The sequence below is a fragment of the Actinomadura sp. WAC 06369 genome (assembly GCF_003947565.1).
Lineage (GTDB): Bacteria > Actinomycetota > Actinomycetes > Streptosporangiales > Streptosporangiaceae > Spirillospora > Spirillospora rifamycini.
In genome coordinates this window covers 1-13,950 of sequence record NZ_QHJN01000056.1, presented here as the reverse complement: position 1 = coordinate 13,950, position 13,950 = coordinate 1, and the positions used below count along the sequence as shown (strand labels likewise).

The 13,950-nt window shown below is 71.9% G+C and carries 13 protein-coding genes; 10 read left to right on the top strand and 3 right to left on the bottom strand.

What is annotated here, in order from left to right; genetic code table 11:
* The first annotated feature begins 70 nt into the window (after positions 1-70).
* Complete coding sequence (locus tag DMH08_RS17255) at positions 71-805, top strand: DUF7873 family protein (RefSeq protein ID WP_026404195.1); 735 nt, start codon at positions 71-73, stop codon at positions 803-805.
* A 469-nt stretch (positions 806-1,274) separates the two neighbouring features.
* On the opposite strand, the gene DMH08_RS17245 is transcribed toward DMH08_RS17255, so the two are convergent.
* Genes DMH08_RS17245 through DMH08_RS17235 form a run of 3 tightly spaced genes read right to left on the bottom strand, consistent with a single transcriptional unit; the run spans position 1,275 to position 3,606 of the window.
* Positions 1,275-2,114, bottom strand: a complete 840-nt coding sequence (locus DMH08_RS17245; RefSeq protein ID WP_125615763.1) for an ABC transporter permease — start codon at positions 2,112-2,114, stop codon at positions 1,275-1,277.
* On the bottom strand, positions 2,111-3,121 hold the full coding sequence (locus DMH08_RS17240) for an ABC transporter ATP-binding protein (RefSeq protein WP_125615760.1): 1,011 nt from the start codon (positions 3,119-3,121) through the stop codon (positions 2,111-2,113). Before DMH08_RS17240 ends, DMH08_RS17245 begins: the two co-directional genes overlap by 4 nt.
* The gene (locus tag DMH08_RS17235) at positions 3,118-3,606 is read right to left on the bottom strand and encodes a MarR family winged helix-turn-helix transcriptional regulator (protein WP_026404198.1); all 489 of its coding nucleotides are present in this window, start codon (positions 3,604-3,606) and stop codon (positions 3,118-3,120) included. The genes DMH08_RS17240 and DMH08_RS17235 overlap by 4 nt, the downstream gene beginning before the upstream one ends.
* 166 nt (positions 3,607-3,772) lie before the next feature.
* On the opposite strand from DMH08_RS17235, the gene argC reads away from it, so the two are divergent.
* The 9 genes from argC (at position 3,773) to tyrS (ending at position 13,319) form a co-directional block, all read left to right on the top strand.
* Positions 3,773-4,801 (top strand): N-acetyl-gamma-glutamyl-phosphate reductase, encoded by a 1,029-nt coding sequence (argC, locus tag DMH08_RS17230; protein WP_125615757.1) that lies wholly within the window; start codon positions 3,773-3,775, stop codon positions 4,799-4,801.
* A complete protein-coding gene (gene argJ, locus DMH08_RS17225; protein ID WP_026404200.1) occupies positions 4,798-5,955 on the top strand; it encodes a bifunctional glutamate N-acetyltransferase/amino-acid acetyltransferase ArgJ in 1,158 nt (385 codons plus the stop codon). Before argC ends, argJ begins: the two co-directional genes overlap by 4 nt.
* A 23-nt stretch (positions 5,956-5,978) precedes the next feature.
* Positions 5,979-6,896, top strand: a complete 918-nt coding sequence (argB, locus tag DMH08_RS17220; RefSeq protein WP_125615800.1) for an acetylglutamate kinase — start codon at positions 5,979-5,981, stop codon at positions 6,894-6,896.
* Entirely contained in the window at positions 6,893-8,167 is a 1,275-nt protein-coding gene (locus tag DMH08_RS17215) for an acetylornithine transaminase (protein ID WP_267898552.1), read from the top strand. The genes argB and DMH08_RS17215 overlap by 4 nt, the downstream gene beginning before the upstream one ends.
* A 3-nt stretch (positions 8,168-8,170) precedes the next feature.
* Positions 8,171-9,088: an ornithine carbamoyltransferase gene (argF, locus tag DMH08_RS17210; protein ID WP_026404202.1), complete on the top strand. Its 918-nt coding sequence runs from the start codon at positions 8,171-8,173 to the stop codon at positions 9,086-9,088.
* A gap of 8 nt (positions 9,089-9,096) precedes the next feature.
* Positions 9,097-9,600: an arginine repressor gene (locus tag DMH08_RS17205; RefSeq protein WP_034519757.1), complete on the top strand. Its 504-nt coding sequence runs from the start codon at positions 9,097-9,099 to the stop codon at positions 9,598-9,600.
* 169 nt (positions 9,601-9,769) lie between these two features.
* On the top strand, positions 9,770-11,188 hold the full coding sequence (argH, locus tag DMH08_RS17200) for an argininosuccinate lyase (RefSeq protein WP_125615754.1): 1,419 nt from the start codon (positions 9,770-9,772) through the stop codon (positions 11,186-11,188).
* A 111-nt stretch (positions 11,189-11,299) separates the two neighbouring features.
* On the top strand, positions 11,300-11,971 hold the full coding sequence (locus tag DMH08_RS41660; protein WP_233617649.1) for a DNA-3-methyladenine glycosylase: 672 nt from the start codon (positions 11,300-11,302) through the stop codon (positions 11,969-11,971).
* A gap of 70 nt (positions 11,972-12,041) precedes the next feature.
* Positions 12,042-13,319, top strand: a complete 1,278-nt coding sequence (gene tyrS / locus DMH08_RS17190; protein WP_026404207.1) for a tyrosine--tRNA ligase — start codon at positions 12,042-12,044, stop codon at positions 13,317-13,319.
* Positions 13,320-13,950 lie beyond the last annotated feature (631 nt).

Below are 13,950 nucleotides of genomic sequence, written 5' to 3'. Positions count from 1 at the left end.
AAAAATACGGTGATGACACGATCAAGCTGCTGCTACGGTCCTTCTGTCCGAAAAAGGGGGAGCGAACGAGATGCCGACGAAGCTGAACCAGATCATCGCGGTCGAGAAGGGCGTGAAGAGCAAGTCCGTCCAGGATCTGGCGGCCGCGCAGCAGGCGGTCCAGAAGGCCCCGCTGCTGTCCGGCATCTCGCGGACCTACCAGCCCAAGGACGAGGAGGGGGAGCAGTTCCCCGCGGAGTCCACCCGGGTGCAGGTCAAGGTCGACGACGTCCTGCGCGACGTGACCGGGTCGCTGACGCGCCTGTTCGACGTCACCGCCACCAAGGACTGGGCGAACTGCGACGCCCGCGCCGACGTGACCGTGGACGGCACGACGATCCTGCGGGACGTGCCGGTGTCCTACCTGCTCTTCCTGGAGAAGCAGCTGAAGGAGCTGCACGGCTTCGTCCGGAGGCTGCCGGTGCTGGACGCCGCCGAGACGTGGGTGTCCGACCCGTCCACCGACGTGTGGCGGACCGAGCCGGTCCGCACCGTGAAGACCAAGAAGGTCCCGCGCAACCACGTCAAGGCGGAGGCGACCGACAAGCACCCGGCGCAGGTCGAGGTGTACTACGAGGACGTCACGATCGGCCACTGGACGACGGTGAAGTTCTCCGGGGCGCTCCCGGCCAAGCGGGTCAACGAGCTGCTCGGCCGGATCGAGCGGCTGCAGGACGCCGTCAAGTTCGCGCGCGAGGAGGCGAACGGCACCGAGGTGACGGACCGGCGGGTCGGCGAGGCGGTGTTCGGCTACCTCTTCGGCTGACCGCGCCGAAGCCGACCGACAACTGAAAAGGATCCTCCCGCCGACGCGCGGGAGGTGCGCGAGGAGCGCAAGCTGAAGCTGAAGCCGAAGCTGACACGGCGAGCGAAATGCGGGTTCGAGTCCCGCCCCCGGCACTCGCGCCGGGGTGGCCCAACCGGTAGAGGCAGCCGCCCGTCAAACTCAGACTCTCGCTCCAGACTCAGCATTCACCGCCGATCGCCGGGTCGCGCGGACGTGGACGAGTCCCTTGAGATGCCGGTTCGATTCCGGCTCGCTCCGCTCGTGGGGCGATGGCGTAAAGGTAACGCGCAAGGGTCTGATGAGACTGATCCGCGTCCTTTCACAGACCGGCGTGCGAATTGGGCGGTAACCACAGGGGCCCGGGGGATGGCAAAACCCCCGGGCCCCGTCTGCGCTCCGGCGCCTGCGTCGGCACGCGCCACCTCGGCACGGGCCACGTCGGCAAGCGCTACGTCAGCACGCGCTTGGTGAACGTGCGGGTCGCGGCCCACGTCAGGACGACCGTCCCGCCGACGATCGCGAGCAGGAACGCCCACGCGGGCATGTGCGGGATGTCGGGCGTCAGCGTGCTGCGCAGGCCCTCGCTGACGTACACGAGCGGGTTGAGCAGGCTGAGGTACTGCAGCCAGGGGATGCTCTCCAGCGCCGACCACGGGTAGTAGACGCAGCCGAGCATGGTCATCGGCAGCAGGATCAGCGAGAACATCATCTGGACCTTCTGCGGGTTCATGAGCGTGCCGAGCAGCAGCCCGCCGGACGCGGCCAGCAGCGACCCGGCGACCATGACCAGGGCCAGGACGGGCCAGTTGTCCACGTTCACCTGCGGCGCCTCGCCCTCGGCGTGGATGAACAGCACCGCGGGGAACACCAGCAGCCCGCCGATGAGCCCCTGCAGCGCCGCCGCGAGGATCTTCTGGATCGCCAGCAGCGGGATCGTGACCGGCGCCAGCGCCCGGTCGGTGATCGACTTCTGCCAGTTCAGCTCCATCATCAGCGGGAAGGTCACCGCCATCATCGCCTGCATGATGATGGACGAGCCGACCAGGCCCGGCACCAGGATGGTGGAGAACGTGGCGTCCCCCGCGCCGGCCATGGCGCCGCCGCCGAGCTTCGGCAGCACGTAGGCGAACACGAAGACGAACATGACGGGCTGCATCAGCACCCGGATGAACGTCGACAGCAGGTTCTTGCGCATCACCCGCACCTCGCGCGCCATCATCGCGGCGAACGTGCGCGGGACCGTCGCCCGCGCCGGGGGCGGCGGCGTCAGCACCGGGGCGCTGCTCATTCCCTGTACTCCCTTCCGGTCAGGGTGAGGAAGACGGTCTCCAGGCTGGGGCGCAGCTGGCTGGCGTCGGTGACGCCGACGCCGGCCTTCGCGCCGAGCGCGACGAGCTCGCCGAGGACGCCGTCCGGTTCGGCGGCGAACACCCGCACCTGCCCGCCGTTGACCTCGACCTTGGTGATCCCGTCGCGGTCGCCCAGCGCCTCGATGTCGCGGGGGGCCGCGTCGTCGTAGGCGACGGTGATGACCGTGTCGGCGCCCGCGCTGCCCTTGAGCTCGTCGACCGTGCCGCTCGCGAGGACCTTGCCGTGGTCGACGACCGCGACCCGGTCGCAGAGCGCCTCGGCCTCCTCCATGTAGTGGGTGGTGAGGACGATCGTCTGCCCGCCCTGCTGCAGGCCGCGCAGCACGTCCCACAGGTTCGTGCGGGTCTGCGGGTCGAGCCCGGCGGTCGGCTCGTCCAGGAACAGCACCTCGGGCCCGTGCATCAGCGCGCGGCAGATCATCACGCGCTTGGCCTGCCCGCCCGACATCTCGAACGGGTTGCCCTTGCGGTGCTCGCCGAGCCCGAACAGCTCGATCAGCTCGTCCGCGCGGCGGCGGGCGTCCTTGGCGCTCAGCCCGAAGAACCGGCCGCGGAATTCGAGGTTCTCGGCGGCGGTCAGGTCGCTGTCGAGGGTGTTGTTCTGCGACACCACGCCGATGCGCCGCTTGATCTCGACGGCGTCCTTCACGACGTCCATGCCGCACACCGACGCGCTGCCGCCGGTCGGGACGACGAGCGTGGTGAGCATGCCGATGGTCGTGGACTTGCCCGCGCCGTTCGGCCCGAGCAGGCCGAAGAACTCGCCGCGCGGGACGTCCAGGTCGATGCCGCGGACGGCGGGCACCTCGGGCCGCGGCCCGGAGGCGGGGTAGGTCTTGCGCAGGTCGACGGCGCGGACGGCCGCGCCGCCGCCCGGCGGCGGTTCGCCGCCGGAGGACCGTTCGTTGTCGGATGGCGCGGTCAACAGCGGTCTCCTTCGGAGAAGTCGGTGAAGCGTTCGAGCAGGGTGAGCAGGTAGCGCCGCACGGCGGGCTCGTCGGCGTCGTCGGGGACGTCGTACAGCGCCCACAGGTCCCGCGACATGGCGTGGCCGGTCTCGGCGACGAGCGCGCGGCCGGCCTCGGTGACGTGCAGCCGGACGGCGCGGCGGTCGCGTTCGTCGCGGCGGCGCTCCAGCAGCCCGTTGCGCTCCAGGGTGTCGGCGACCGACGTGGCGGTGGCGGCCGACTGCATGAGCCGCCGGGCGACCTCCCCGGGGCGCAGGCCGTCCTCGCCCACCAGGATCCGGAGCATGAAGAACCCGGCGGGGCTGACGCCGTGCTTCTCGACGAGCCGCCACATGACCGGGCCGGCCAGTTTCGAGGCGGCGGCGAACAGCCGGCCGACGGGCCACTCCTCGGGCGGGCCGAGGTCGGCGAGGTCGCCGAAGCCGAGAGTCTCCCTGTCCATGCGCTCGATTGTGAGGCTGCTGAAATTCAGTTGTCAAATGATTAGAGGGCTAACTACTTCACTGTGGCGTCGGTCTCATCGCCGCACCGCACCGCGGTCCGACTTTGAATAATCATCCATTGCCATGCATACTCTTGCTTGTCGCTTCCGAAGGGCAGAGTGGAACATGGGAATCCGGACGGCGGTCGCCGGCGCCAGCGGTTACGCTGGCGGCGAGCTGCTGCGCATCCTCGACGGACACGCCGAATTCGAGATCGGCGCACTCACGGCGGGCTCCAACGCGGGCACCGAACTGGGCGCGCACCAGCCCCACCTGCGATCCCTGGCCGGGCGCGTCCTGGCCGAGACCACACCCGACGTCCTCGCCGGGCACGACGTCGTCTTCCTCGCGCTGCCGCACGGGCAGTCCGCCGAACTCGCCGAACGCCTCGGCGACGACGTCCTCGTCGTCGACTGCGGCGCCGACTTCCGCCTCGCCGACCCCGCCGCCTGGGAGCGGTTCTACGGGACGCCGCACTCCGGCACCTGGCCCTACGGCCTCCCCGAACTCCCCGGCGCCCGCGACGCGCTGCGCGCCGCCCGGCGCATCGCCGTCCCCGGCTGCTACCCGACCGCCGTCACCCTCGCGCTGCTCCCGGCCTTCACCGCCGGCATCGCCGAACCCGACGTCGTCGTGGTCGCGGCGTCCGGCACGTCCGGCGCGGGACGGTCCCTCAAACCGCACCTGCTGGGCAGCGAGGTCATGGGGTCGATGAGCCCCTACGGGGTCGGCGGCACCCACCGCCACACCCCCGAGATCGTGCAGAACCTCAGCGCGGCCGCCGGCGAGCGCGTGACCGTGTCGTTCACGCCGACGCTCGCGCCGATGAGCCGCGGCATCCTCGCCACCTGCACCGCCAAGGCCCGTCCCGGCCTCACCGCCGAGGCGCTGCGGGACGCCTACGCGACCGCCTACGCCGAGGAGCCGTTCGCCGGGCTCCTCCCCGAGGGGCGCTGGCCCGCCACCTCCATGACCCTCGGCGCGAACACCGCGCTCGTCCAGGTCGCCCTCGACGAGGACGCGGGCCGCATCGTCGCCGTCGCCGCCATCGACAACCTCACCAAGGGCACCGCGGGAGGCGCCGTGCAGAGCGCCAACCTCGCCCTCGGCCTCCCGGAAGAACTCGGGCTGACCACGATCGGAGTGTCCCCGTGAGCGTCACCGCACCCCAGGGTTTCCGCGCCGCCGGCGTCGTCGCCGGACTCAAGGACAGCGGCACCCGCGACCTCGCCCTGGTCGTCAACGACGGGCCGTCCCGCGCCGCCGCCGGCGTCTTCACCCGCAACCGGGTGAAGGCCGCGCCGGTGCTGTGGTCCGAGCAGGTCCTCAAAGGCGGCCGCGTCCACGCGGTCGTGCTGAACTCCGGCGGCGCCAACGCCTGCACCGGCCCCGCCGGGTTCCAGGACACCCACGCCACCGCCGAGCGGGTCGCCGCGGCCCTCGGCGACTCCGCCGGCGAGGTCGCGGTCTGCTCCACCGGCCTCATCGGCGAGCGGCTCCCCATGGACGCGCTGCTGCCCGGCGTGGACACCGCCGCCGCCGAACTGTCCCGCGGCGACGGCGGCCTCGCCGCGGCCGACGCGATCCGCACCACCGACACCGTCGCCAAGATCTCCTTCCGGCAGGGCGCCGGCGGCTACATGATCGGCGCGATGGCCAAGGGCGCCGGCATGCTCGCCCCGTCCCTCGCCACCATGCTCTGCGTGATCACCACCGACGCCGACCTGCCCGCCGAGACCCTCGACCGGGCGCTGCGCGCCGCCACCGGCGCCACCCTCGACCGGCTCGACGCCGACGGCTGCATGTCCACCAACGACACCGTCCTGCTGCTGGCGTCCGGCGCGGCCGGCACCGTCCCCGCCGAGGACGAGTTCACCGCGCTGCTCACCGAGGTCTGCGCCGACCTCACCCGCCAGCTCCTCGTGGACGCCGAAGGCGCCTCCAAGGCCATCGCGATCGAGGTCGTCGGCGCCGCGACCGAGGACGACGCGGTCGTCGTCGGCCGCTCCATCGCCCGCAACAACCTGCTCAAGTGCGCCATCCACGGCGAGGACCCCAACTGGGGCCGGGTCCTGTCGGCCGTCGGCACCACCGACGCCGCCTTCGAACCCGACCAGCTCAACGTCGCGATCAACGGCGTGTGGGTGTGCCGGGGCGGCTCCTTCGGCGACGACCGCGACAAGGTCGACCTGCGCCCCCGGGACGTGACGATCACCGTCGACCTCGCCGCGGGCCCGCACAGCGCCACCGTCTGGACGACCGACCTCACGGCCGACTACGTCCACGAGAACTCGGCGTACTCGACATGAGCGGCGTCACCTCGGGCGCCGAGATGCGCCAGAACCGGGCCGGCGTCATGGCGAAGGCCGAGACGCTCATCAAGGCGCTGCCGTGGCTCGAGCGGTTCCACGGACGCACCGTCGTGATCAAGTACGGCGGGCACGCCATGACCGACGAGGCGCTGCGGCACTCCTTCGCCGAGGACATCGTGTTCCTGCGCTACGCGGGCCTCAAGCCCGTGATCGTGCACGGCGGCGGCCCGCAGATCAACGCCGCCCTCGACCGCAACGGCATCGAGTCGTCCTTCACCGCCGGCCTGCGCGTCACCACCCCGGAGGCCATGGAGGTCGTCCGGATGGTCCTCACCGGCCAGGTGCAGCGGGACGTCGTCGGGCTGATCAACCGGCACGGCCCGTTCGCGCTCGGCATGTCCGGCGAGGACGCCAACCTGCTCACCGCCGAGCGCAAGCGCGCCGTCGTCGACGGCGAACCCGTCGACATCGGCCAGGTCGGCGAGATCGTCGAGGTGCAGGTCGGAGCCGTCCGCGCGATGCTCGACGACGGGCGCGTCCCGGTCATCTCCAGCATCGCGCGCGGCGACGACGGCGAGGTCTACAACGTCAACGCCGACACCGCCGCCGCCGCGATCGCCGTCGCGCTCGACGCCGCCAAACTCGTCGTCCTCACCGACGTCGAGGGCCTCTACGCGGACTGGCCCGACAGCGACGACGTCATCGACCGGCTCACCACCGACGAGCTCGCCGAACTGCTGCCCGGCCTGTCGGCGGGCATGGTGCCGAAGATGGAGGCGTGCCTGACCGCCGTGCGCGGCGGCGTCCCCCAGGCCCACGTGCTGGACGGGCGGGTGTCGCACTCGCTCCTGCTGGAGATCTTCACCGACGAAGGGATCGGGACGATGGTGCTGCCCAGCCCCGCGGGCGCGCAGCGGACGACGGAGGGGAACGCGTGAGCGGCGACGACCTTGCCGGCGACGACGGCCTGACCGGCAGCGACGACCTGAGGAAGCGGTTCGAGGCCGCGTTCATGCCGAACTACGGCGTCCCGCCGGTCGCGCTCGCGCGCGGCGAGGGCTGCACCGTCTGGGACGCCGACGGGCGCGCCTACCTCGACCTCATCGCCGGCATCGCCGTCAGCTCCCTCGGCCACGCGCACCCCGCGCTCGTCGAGGCCGTCACCGCGCAGGCCGCCACGATCGCGCACACCTCGAACCTGTTCCTGCACGAGCCCGAGGTGCTGCTCGCCGAGCGGCTGCGCGGCCTGCTGGGCGGCGACGGCGGCCCGGCCGGCCGCGTCTTCCTCGCCAACAGCGGCACCGAGGCCAACGAGTGCGCCCTCAAGCTCGCGATCAAGTACGGCAAGGAGAACGGCCGCTCCTACTTCGTCGCGGCCGAGAACGGCTTCCACGGCCGGACGCTGGGCGCGCTCTCCCTCACCGGCAAGACCGCGATCCGCGAGCCGTTCGGACCGTTCGGCCGCGACGTCCGGTTCGTCCCCTACGGGGACGCCGACGCCCTCAAGGCCGCCGTCGACGGCGACTGCGCCGCGGTGTTCCTCGAACCCGCCCAGGGCGAGGCCGGGGTCGTCCCCCCGCCGGACGGCTACTTCGCCGCGGCCCGCGAGATCTGCGACGCCGCGGGCGCGCTGCTCGTCGCCGACGAGATCCAGTCCGCGATCGGCCGGACCGGCACCTGGTTCGCCTTCCAGCACGAGAACGCCCGGCCCGACGTCATCACCCTCGCGAAGGGCCTCGGCGGCGGCCTGCCCATCGGCGCCTGCGTCGCGTTCGGCCCGCACGGCGACCTGTTCGCCAAGGGCGACCACGGCAGCACCTTCGGCGGCAACCCGATCGGCGCCGCCGCCGCGCTCGCCGTCCTCGACACCATCGACCGCGACGGGCTGCTCGGCAACGCCGCCGCCGTCGGCGACGCGCTCGCCGCGGGCATCGACGCCGTCGACCACCCGCTGCTCGCGGGCGTCCGGGGCCGCGGGCTGTGGCGCGCGATCACCCTCACCGGCCCGCACGCCCCGGCCGTCGAGGCCGCCGCCCGCGACGCCGGGTTCCTGATCAACGCGCTGCAGCCGGACGCGCTGCGGCTCGCCCCGCCGCTGATCCTCACCGCCGAGCAGGCCCGCGCGTTCACCGCCGCGCTGCCCGCGATCCTCGACGCCGCCCAATCCGCCGCCGACGCCGCCGGCGACTCCGCCGTGAAGGAGAATTGAGCGATGACCAGGCACTTCCTGCGCGACGACGACCTCACCCCGGCCGAACAGGCCGAGGTCCTCGAACTGGCCGCCCGCGTCAAGGCGGACCGGTTCGGGTACCGGCCCCTCGAGGGCCCCCGGTCCGTCGCCGTGCTGTTCGACAAGCCGTCCACCCGCACCCGGCTCTCGTTCACCGCCGGCATCGCCGAACTCGGCGGCAACCCGCTCGTCATGGACGCCGGCACCAGCCAGCTCGGCCGCGGCGAGACCATCGCCGACACCGCCCGCGTCCTCGAACGGCAGGTCAGCGCCATCGTGTGGCGCACCGCCGGGCAGGAGCGCATCGAGGAGATGGCCGCGGGCACCACCGTCCCGGTCGTCAACGCCCTCACCGACGAGTACCACCCCTGCCAGATCCTCGCCGACCTGCAGACCGTCCGGGAGCACCGCGGCGACCTCGCCGGCACCGTCCTCGCCTACTTCGGCGACGGCGCCAACAACATGGCGCACTCCTACCTCCTCGGCTGCGCCACCGCCGGCATGCACGTCCGCGTCGGCGCCCCCGCGTCCCTGCCGCCCGACCCCGCCGTCGTCAAGCGCGCCACCGAGATCGCCGCCGACACCGGCGGCTCCGTCACCGTCACCGACGACCCCGCCGCGGCCGCCGACGGCGCCGACGTCCTCGCCACCGACACCTGGGTCTCCATGGGCCAAGACGGCAAGGACACCGCGCTCTACGAGCCCTACGCCGTCACCGAGGACCTCCTCGCCCGCGCCGCCGGCGACGCGATCGTCCTGCACTGCCTGCCCGCCTACCGCGGCAAGGAGATCGCCGCGTCGGTCCTCGACGGCCCGCGCAGCCGCGTCTGGGACGAGGCCGAGAACCGCCTGCACGCCCAGAAGGCGCTGCTCGTCTGGCTGCTGGAGCGATCCGGGTGAACACGCCGATGACCAAGGCCGCGCGGCACGCCCGGGTGATCGAGCTGCTCACCCGCCACCCCGTCCACTCCCAGGGCGAGCTGGCGAAACTGCTCGGCGACGAGGGCGTCGAGGTCACCCAGGCCACCCTCTCGCGCGACCTCGTCGAGATCGGCGCCGTCCGGCTCCGCGGCGACGACGGCAGCCTCATCTACGCCGTCCCCGGCGAGGGCGGCCAGCGGATCCCGCGGGCCCGCACCGGCTCCGCCGAGACCTTCACCGGACGGCTCACCCGGCTCGCCGCCGAACTGCTCGTGTCCGCCGAGGCGTCCGCCAACCTCGTCATCGTGCGGACCCCGCCCGGCGCCGCCCAGTACCTCGCCTCGGCCATCGACCACGCCGAGTGGTCCACGATCCTCGGCACCGTCGCGGGCGACGACTCCATCCTCGTCATCGCCCGCGACCCCAACGGCGGCGACGACGTCGCCCAGTCGCTCCTCAAGCTGACCGAAGGCCGGGAACGACGAAGCTAGGGGCCGACGCCCCCGCACCGAACGGGCCGTCCCGCCCGGCGGCCCCGCAGCCCGTACGCTGTGGGGACGCCGTCCACCGCGGTGCCCGCGCGCGCCAACGGCGCACGCCGGCACGGCGCGCGGAACGGCCGACGAACGAATCGACATGGTGGGAAGAAGAGGAAATTCCGTGACCAAGGCACCGACGCGGCTGTGGGGCGGCCGGTTCGAGGGCGGCCCGTCGGACGCGCTCGCCCGGCTCTCGGTGAGCGTCCAGTTCGACTGGCGGCTCGCCCCCTACGACCTCATGGGCTCGCGCGCACACGCCCGCGTCCTCAACCGGGCGGGACTGCTCACCGACGACGAGCTCGAGCGCATGATCGGTGCCCTGGACGACCTCGAGGAGGCGTGCCGCACCGGCGAGTTCCGTCCCGCCGTCGCCGACGAGGACGTCCACACCGCCCTCGAGCGCGGCCTGCTGGAACGGCTCGGCGCCCTCGGCGGCAAGCTCCGCGCCGGCCGCAGCCGCAACGACCAGGTCGCCACCGACCTGCGCCTCTACCTGCGCGACCACGCCCGCCAGATCGTCTCCCGGCTCGTCGAGCTGGAGACCGCGCTGATCGCCCAGGCCGAGCACAACCTCGGCGTCGCCGCCCCCGGCATGACGCACCTGCAGCACGCGCAGCCCGTCCTGTTCTCGCACCAGCTGCTCGCGCACGTCCAGCCGCTCACCCGCGACATCGACCGGCTCCGCGACTGGGACCGCCGCACCGCGGTGTCCCCGCTCGGCTCCGGCGCCCTCGCCGGGTCCTCCCTGCCGCTCGACCCGCAGGCCACCGCCGCCGAACTCGGGTTCGACGCCGCCGCGCCCAACTCCATGGACGCCGTCGCCGACCGCGACTTCGTCGCCGAATTCCTCTTCGCCGCCGCGCTCGTCGGCGTCCACCTCTCCCGCCTCGGCGAGGAGGTCTGCCTCTGGGCGTCGCAGGAGTTCCGCTGGATCGAGATGGACGACACCTACGCCACCGGGTCGTCGATCATGCCGCAGAAGAAGAACCCCGACGTCGCCGAACTCGCCCGTGGCAAGGCCGGCCGCCTCATCGGCCACCTCGTCGGCCTCCTGACGACCCTCAAGGGCCTGCCGCTCACCTACAACCGCGACCTGCAGGAGGACAAGGAAGGCGCCTTCGACGCCGTCGAGACGCTCCTGCTCGTCCTGCCCGCCATGTCCGGCCTCATCGCCACCATGCGCGTCAACACCGAGCGCCTCGAGGCCACCGCCGCCGACGGCTTCGCCCTCGCCACCGACCTCGCCGAACTGCTCGTCCGGCGCGGCGTCGCCTTCCGCGACGCCCACGAGGTCGTCGGCCACCTCGTCGTGTGGTGCCAGGTCAACGACAAGGACTTCGACGACCTCACCGACGACGAGCTGATCAAGGTGTCGCCGCACCTGACGCCCGACGTCCGCGAGGTCCTCAACGTCCCCGGCGCCCTCGCGTCCCGCAAGGCCCACGGCGGCACCGCCCCCGACCGCGTCCGCGAGCAGATCACCGCCCTGCGCGCCCAGGTCAACGAGCACGCCGCCTGGGCCACCGGCGCCGACGCCTGACGGCACGAGCACCAGGGACCGTTCGGACCGAACCCCCCGAGGACGGTCCGAACGGTCCCGAAGCGCCCTAGGCTGGCGAACCGTCGGATCCCCTACGAGCACGGTGAGGCGATGGACGCGGCGCTCCTGCCACGCGACTTCTTCGACGGCCCGGTCGACGAGATCGCGCCCGCACTCCTCGGACACGTCCTGCGGCACCGCACCCCCGACGGCGACGTCGCCGTGCGACTGACCGAGGTCGAGGCGTACGCGGGCCCCCTCGATCCCGCGTCGCACGCCTACCGCGGACGGACGGCCCGCAACGAGGTCATGTTCGGCCCGCCCGGCCACGCCTACGTCTACTTCACCTACGGCATGCACTTCTGCATGAACCTCGTGTGCGGCCCCGACGGGACGTCCTCCGCCGTCCTCCTCCGCGCCGCCGTGCTCGGATGGCTCGCGTTCGCCGTGCTGCTCGCCGTCGTCCTCGTCGACGGCCCGTTCCACCGCACCTCCGAGATCGGCGAGGCCGTACGGCAGCCGTCGTCCGTCCGGTACGAGGACGGGTCCGTGCACTACGCCGCGGTCATCGAGAGGAGCAGCCCGCTCTTCGGCCGCCACAAGGCGTACGAGCTCTACACCGGCCGGGACCCGGGCCTCTCCTACGGCCACTACGTCCGCGTCGACTTCGGCGGACGTCCGGAGATCGAGTCCGCCCGCTGGGACGAGACGGGCGTCCAGGTGACCTTCGCCTCAGGGCACCGCGTGTTCGTCCCCGCCCGCGGCTTCGTCGGCGGCCGTTGAATATCGTTGGCGTCACATGCCTCCGCCAGGGCAAACTGCCAGGGAAGACAGACAGGAGACGAGGAAGAACGTGACCGACATCCTGGACGACCTCGCGTGGCGCGATCTGATCGCGCAGTCCACCGATCAGGACGATCTGCGGGCGCTGCTCGCCGCGGGGCCGGTCACGCTCTATTGCGGGTTCGACCCGACCGCGCCGTCCCTGCACCTGGGCAACCTGATCCAGATCCTCACGCTGCGCCGCTTCCAGCAGGCGGGCCACCGGCCCATCGGCCTCGTCGGCGGCGCCACCGGACTGATCGGCGACCCCAGCGGCAAGAGCGCCGAGCGCGTCCTCAACTCGCAGGAGACCGTCGCCGGCTGGGTCGAGCGCATCCGCGGCCAGGTGTCCCGCTTCCTCGACTTCGACGAGGGCCCCACCGGCGCGACGATGGTCAGCAACCTCGACTGGACCGGCCCCATGACCGCCATCGAGTTCCTGCGGGACGTCGGCAAGCACTTCCCGGTCAACCGGATGCTCGCCCGCGAGACGGTCAAGACCCGCCTCGAGAGCACCGGCATGAGCTACACCGAGTTCAGCTACGTCCTGCTCCAGTCGATGGACTACCTGGAGCTGTACCGGCGGTACGGCTGCCGCCTGCAGACGGGCGGCAGCGACCAGTGGGGCAACCTCACCGCCGGCGTCGACCTCATCCGCCGCGTCGAGGGAGGGGCCGCGCACGCCCTCACCACGCCGCTGCTCACCAAGGCCGACGGCTCCAAGTTCGGCAAGACGGCCGGCGGCGAGACCTACTGGCTCGACCCGGACCTGACCTCGCCGTACGCCTTCTACCAGTTCTGGTTCAACGCGGACGACCGCGACGTCGAGAAGTACCTCAAGGTCTTCAGCTTCCGCTCCCGCGAGGAGATCGACGACCTCGTCAAGCAGGGCGCCGAGCGCCCCGCCGCCCGCGCGCCGCAGCGCGCGCTGGCCGAGGAGATGACCACGCTGGTCCACGGGGCGGACGAGACCGCCCGCGTCGTCGCGGCGTCCCGTGCCCTGTTCGGGCAGGGGGCCCTTGAGGAACTGGACGAACGCACCCTCGGCGCAGCCCTCGCCGAGGTGCCGTCGGCGCACGTCGCCAAGGGAGAGCTCCCGCCGATCGTGGACCTCTTCGTGGCGTCCGGTCTGTGCAAGAGCAAGTCGGAGGCGCGGCGCGCGGTCGCCCAAGGCGGCGCGTACCTCAACAACGCGAAGGTCGAATCGGAGGACGCGGTCCCCGCCTCCACCGACCTCCTGCACGGGCGCTACCTCGTCCTGCGACGGGGCAAGCGCAACGTCGGAGGCATCGAGGTGACCGGGGCCTGAACGCCCGCCGAACGCCCGTCCGGAGTCCGCTCCGGGCGGGCGTTCGTCATGCCTGCCCAAAAGTTGGGGAAATACACGTCACGGTGAGGTCACGGAAACCCGCTCGAGTGGCCCGAAACCCTTGCCTGAGCTGGGCTTTGGCGTGGTCTAGCGCCGATTTGACGGTCCTGCCGGGGCGTCCTAATGTTCTACACGCCCCACGGGGGAGCGGGACGCCGGAGACGGCGGCCGGCCCGGGGGGAACCTCCAGACACCGAAGCGGGTGCGATCCGTCGCACCCAAAACGGGACAAGGAGGGCCGAACCACCCAGAGGTTGACAAACCGGGCGGATCGGATACAGTAGAAGGGTTGCCCCGGAGCGAGGGCCGCGAGAGCGGGACCGAGCGCGGTGGGTGTCCGTTTCTTGAGAACTCAACAGCGTGTTAAAAGCCAGTGCCTTTAACGATTCGGCCGGCAGGCCGGATCACCCCCGAGGCCCTGCATCCCCTCTTCGAGGGGTTGTGAGGCTGGGGATTTCTTTGAGGCAAGCACCCGAGTGGTGCATTGCCGGGATTGTTTCCAAGGTTTGGTTCTTCGGGTTCGCCCCCGAAGGGTCGGTAAGACCTTAATGGAGAGTTTGATCCTGGCTCA